Genomic DNA, 4,170 nt, shown 5'->3' with positions numbered 1-4,170 from the left:
CTGCTGAAGAACGAGAAGACGGCTAAGCTCGGGATCGCTACCAAGCGCATGAAGGCAGCCTGGAGCGCCGACTATCTTGCCAAGGTCTTAGGCCTACCAATCTGATCCTTCATGCAATCGCCCTGATTGGCGACTGCAGTGGACTGTAAATCCGCCGTCTTTGTGCATACGGGGTTCGAATCCCTGGTCGCCCACCATCCTTTCATGCCCCGGTTTACCGGGCATCCTCCTTTTCCCCGATACGCTAACTGGTAAGCGGACGCACTGTTAATGCGTTGTAGGCCCGACCGGGTTATGCAGGTTCGAATCCTGCTTGGGGAGCCAGTTCAATTGTGGATTAGCTCAGCTGGTAGAGCACTTGACTTTGACTCAAGTTGTCGCAGGTTCGATCCCTGCATCCACTGCCAGTTTGCCGCGCATGACCGCGCGGTTCTTTTTCAATGGTGTCGTTAGCCCGGTCGGCAGTGCTTTGGATTGTGATTCCAGGCCGCCGGTGCGAATCCGGGCAGCGACCGTTACCCGCACCGCGCTCGTGGTGGAAATGGCAGACACGCCGGACTTAAAATCCGAGGCCGCGAGGCATTGGGGGTTCGATCCCCTCCGAGCGCACCAATCACGCCGTTTGCACCGGTCCGCAGCGGCAGCAACAAGTCAATGACGCAGTTTTTCAATGGTGACGTCAGCTCAGTTGGCAGAGCGTTGGATTGTGATTCCAAGGGCCGCCGCCGTAGCGACGGCCGATTCGATTCCGGTACGTCACCCCATTTTTTCGATCGCGCGCCTGTCGCCGCGATCACGCATTTTCTATTTCAGTGGCGCAATTGGCAGCGCAGCGGTCTCCAAATCCGAAGGCTGAAGGTTCGACTCCTTCCTGGGATGCCATTTTTTACGTGGGGTTGCCCGAGCGGTCCAAGGGCGCAGCCTGCAAAGCTGTTGTTCGCCGGTTCGAATCCGGCACCCCACTCCAATGCAGCGCAAGCGATATCGCCCGGCGTCCCTCACGGCGCGCGGGAATGCGCGGTGCGCTGCGCCTATTTTCGTGCTTGCTGCTTTGCCTGCAAGGCGTATTATCACGTTTAACACCTGTCCGGATTTTCATCTTCCCGCCAGCGCCACGGCGCCGGCCTTTTCTGCTATTCCATTCAAACAGGCATCAGTAAAAGTGAAAATATGACTCCGCAAATCTTAGCACTCGACATCGCAGGAAATCCATTCGGATGGATCTCCGCCCAGGAAGCGATCCATTATTACGCCGTCGGCAAGGTGGCGTGGGAACTGGGCGACCGTGAATTTCTGTTTCGCGGCGGGGTGTCGAATGCGGGCGTGCTCTCGACCATGACGGTCAAGCCGATCATTTCGATCATGGGCAGCGAGCGCATGACCAAGAAACTGCGGGTGGCGCTGCCGCTCGGAGACGACAACCAGCTGCTGTTTGCGCGCGACCGCCATACCTGCGCATATTGCGGCAATGTGTTTGCGCGCCAGCACCTCTCGCGCGACCACATCCTGGCGCGCACCCATGGCGGCAAGGATAGCTGGACCAACTGCGTCACCGCCTGCAAGCCGTGCAACCAGGCCAAGGGGGCCACCATGGTGCATGATTTTCATCCGCTGCTGTACGTGCCGTATGTGCCATGCCGTTTCGAGCACTTCATCCTGAGCGGCAGGAATGTGCTGGCCGACCAGCACGATTATCTGTCGGCCAAATTGCCCAAGCACTCGCGCATGCTGGCGTGACCGCCTGGCCCTATCCGAGCGTACGCGCCGGCGTATCGCCCGCTTCACCTTCAAGTATCGCAAAAGCGTCATCGCGCGGCTGGTAATCGAGCGCACTGCGCGTGCGTTCGATGGCCAGGCGCTTGTAGCGGTTGTCCGATACCCCATGGACGACCGTAAAACCGCTCAGGTCGGCATCGATACAGCGCGCCAGCAACTGCACCACATCGCGCTCGCTGATGAACGCGGCAACGTCGCGCGCGCTGTGCCGTTCGCCGGCGTGGAACGTTGCCACGTTGGCTATCCGCACCGCCACCGTGACGAGCGTGCCATCGTCGGCAAACAAGGAGGCGAGCGCTTCGCCGAACGCCTTGCTCACGCCATACATATTCTTGGGTCGCGGCGCCATGTTTTCCTGCACCTGCACGTCCAGCGGATAACCTTCAACGGCCTGGGCGCTGCTGGCAAACACAACACGCCGGCATCCCTGCGCCTTTGCCGCCAGGAACACGTTATAGCTTCCTACGATGTTCGTCGGCAGCAGCGAGGTGTGGAAATCGGCGTCGGGCAAAGGGTCCGCCGCGAGGTGAAGCACGGTCTGCACACCCGCGCAGGCGCGCATGCAAGCGTCGAGGTCGGTGACGTCAAGATGCACGGCCTCGCCGCCCATGTGCGCCAGCGCGGCGCTATCGAGGTCACCGAGGCGCAGGTCGAACTGGCCGTGCAGCTCGCGGACAAAGGCGGTCCCGATGCGCCCTGCCGCGCCAGTAATAAGCACTTTGTGCGCCGTCATGCGCCACCCGCATCGCTAACGGGGCGCTCGCTGCAGAAATACTTGTTCATCATTTGCGTGCTACCGGTCAGAAAAATTGATTATCCGAGCGACAAGGCAGCAGGGTCAAACGAGGAATCCTGCGCGCATGAACAAGTATTTCTTACCCACCGCTCCCGGCGCGCACCCACGGCGGCAGGGATAGCGGGACCAACTGCCCTACAGGCCTGCGGGCTGGTGACAGGGCATTCGGGGTAAACTACCCCTTCCTATGTTGCCGGAGCGGCAGGATCGACTGCCCTTGCATGCCATGAGCCTGCCACCCTATGTGCCACTGCTGCTCAACAGCGATGATGTGTTCGCGCTGCTTCGCTGCATGCCCTCGCGTTGCCTGCAGACCATGAACGCCGTCCGCAACTACATCACGCCGCTGGTGCGCGATGGGGAAGAGCTGGCGGAAACCCTGGCGCAGTATCCGTCGCTCAAGTATGAACCGCTGGACCAGCATTATGTCCTCCTCAAGCTGCTCGGCGGGATGAGCGAGGCGCTGATGAGCGACCTGAACTCGCCGGACTGGTCCCGCGTGCTGGAGGCGGCGTTCCTGGTGGCGCTTGACCCCGATCCCGCCTACCGCAAGCATCTTCTTGTCCATTATGAACAACTTCCACGGTGCCGTTGGCTGATCGACCTGGCCCTGGCCGAAATCGATGGCCGGCAATGGGAAGTGGACCCGGCGCTACAACTACTCATCCATCGACTGCGCGCGGTGCTGGCGCGGGCGCCGCTGCCGTCCACGGTATTTCGTCCTGCCTTCGACTTTCAGCAGGTCCAGGCGGAACGCGAGCTGGTACGCGTGGCTTTTCGCGCCGGCGGCATGGACGCCGCCATTGACACGTATACCCGCACCCAATTGCTGAGTCAGCGACGGCGCTACTGACCGTCGCAAGCGGTCCGGCTGGCGATGTCGGCGCTGATCAGAGGCTCAACTAGTAACTTCATGAAGCACGCCCGTCAAGTCCCTGATCGACACCGCCGCCTGCTCCGGGCTGGCGTTGCCGCGCCGGTCCAGATGCAAGGCGTGCAGGCCGGCTGCCGTGGCGCCCAGGTAATCGCAACGCCAGGTGTCGCCCACCATCAACACTTCCTCGGGCGCCAGGTTCAGTTGGTGGCACAGGGCGCGATAAAAGTCGGGATCGGGCTTGACATGGCCGACCTCGAACGACAGGCATGCGGTATCGATCAGGTCGCCAAGGAGGTCGCGGATCGGTTCGGCGTATGGCAGCGCCAGATTGGACGCCACGGCAGTGCGAATGCCGCGCCGGCGCAGTTCGATGAGCACGGAGCGCGATTCGGGGTAAGGGGCGATCGACGCCAGCTCGGCCGCCAGGTCGCTGGCATGGCGGGGATCCGGCGCGACACCGCATGCGTGGGCAAATGCGGCCAGATCGACCGCGCCGACCATGGGCGAGCTGACCGAAGCCGCTGTTGACCGGCGCAGGATGGCTACAAATGGCCGGCGTTTGTCACCGATCTCCACCAGCGTGCCGAAGGCATCGTAAGCGATCCATCAACCCCAGACTGTTCAGGAAGTCACTCCGCTGGTTAAATCCGGGGTATGCAAATCCTTCATATTCCACGGCAGCAGCGCCGCTACATCATCCACGGTTTTCGCCGCCGGCAAG

At 61.5% G+C, this 4,170-nt stretch carries 5 protein-coding genes and 5 tRNA genes; 7 read left to right on the top strand and 3 right to left on the bottom strand.

Going from position 1 to position 4,170, the window contains the following annotated elements:
- The first annotated feature begins 233 nt into the window (after positions 1-233).
- A tRNA-Asn gene (locus F1735_RS32645) sits at positions 234-324 on the top strand.
- A 45-nt stretch (positions 325-369) separates the two neighbouring features.
- Here F1735_RS32645 and F1735_RS32640 read toward each other — a convergent pair.
- Positions 370-552: a hypothetical protein gene (locus F1735_RS32640; protein WP_167241053.1), complete on the bottom strand. Its 183-nt coding sequence runs from the start codon at positions 550-552 to the stop codon at positions 370-372.
- Here F1735_RS32640 and F1735_RS32635 point away from each other — a divergent pair.
- The 5 genes from F1735_RS32635 (at position 527) to F1735_RS32615 (ending at position 1,737) form a co-directional block, all read left to right on the top strand.
- Positions 527-612: transfer RNA gene (locus tag F1735_RS32635), tRNA-Leu, on the top strand. The genes F1735_RS32640 and F1735_RS32635 overlap by 26 nt on opposite strands.
- Positions 613-673: 61 nt before the next feature.
- Positions 674-764, top strand: a tRNA-His gene (locus F1735_RS32630).
- Between the two features lie 42 nt (positions 765-806).
- Positions 807-882 (top strand) — tRNA-Trp (locus tag F1735_RS32625).
- A gap of 8 nt (positions 883-890) precedes the next feature.
- A tRNA-Cys gene (locus F1735_RS32620) sits at positions 891-967 on the top strand.
- 203 nt (positions 968-1,170) lie between these two features.
- Positions 1,171-1,737 carry an HNH endonuclease gene (locus tag F1735_RS32615; RefSeq protein WP_166891376.1) on the top strand — a complete coding sequence of 189 codons (567 nt, stop codon included), beginning with the start codon at positions 1,171-1,173 and terminating at the stop codon, positions 1,735-1,737.
- Positions 1,738-1,747: 10 nt separating this feature from the next.
- Here F1735_RS32615 and F1735_RS32610 read toward each other — a convergent pair whose 3' ends face one another.
- Positions 1,748-2,494 carry an NAD-dependent epimerase/dehydratase family protein gene (locus tag F1735_RS32610; RefSeq protein WP_373888624.1) on the bottom strand — a complete coding sequence of 249 codons (747 nt, stop codon included), beginning with the start codon at positions 2,492-2,494 and terminating at the stop codon, positions 1,748-1,750.
- A 304-nt stretch (positions 2,495-2,798) separates the two neighbouring features.
- Between F1735_RS32610 and F1735_RS32605 the strand changes: the two genes are divergently transcribed.
- Positions 2,799-3,425, top strand: a complete 627-nt coding sequence (locus tag F1735_RS32605; protein WP_167241050.1) for a hypothetical protein — start codon at positions 2,799-2,801, stop codon at positions 3,423-3,425.
- Positions 3,426-3,470: 45 nt separating this feature from the next.
- Here the strand turns inward: F1735_RS32605 and F1735_RS32600 are convergent, their stop codons facing one another.
- Positions 3,471-3,950, bottom strand: coding sequence for an HAD family hydrolase (locus F1735_RS32600; RefSeq protein ID WP_167241048.1), 480 nt, complete (start codon positions 3,948-3,950; stop codon positions 3,471-3,473).
- Positions 3,951-4,170: the final 220 nt, after the last annotated feature.

It is taken from the genome of Massilia genomosp. 1, assembly GCF_011682185.1.
Lineage (GTDB): Bacteria > Pseudomonadota > Gammaproteobacteria > Burkholderiales > Burkholderiaceae_D > Telluria_A > Telluria_A rubra.
The sequence above is the reverse complement of the archived record's forward strand: the minus strand, read 5'-3'. Positions and strand labels throughout refer to the sequence as shown.

Bases quoted from the DNA above. Each gene is read 5' to 3' on its own strand.
- F1735_RS32600 (WP_167241048.1), bottom strand. From the start codon at position 3,950: ATGGTCGGCGCGGTCGATCTGGCCGCATTTGCCCACGCATGCGGTGTC.
- F1735_RS32615 (WP_166891376.1), top strand. From the start codon at position 1,171: ATGACTCCGCAAATCTTAGCACTCGACATCGCAGGAAATCCATTCGGA.
- F1735_RS32605 (WP_167241050.1), top strand. From the start codon at position 2,799: ATGAGCCTGCCACCCTATGTGCCACTGCTGCTCAACAGCGATGATGTG.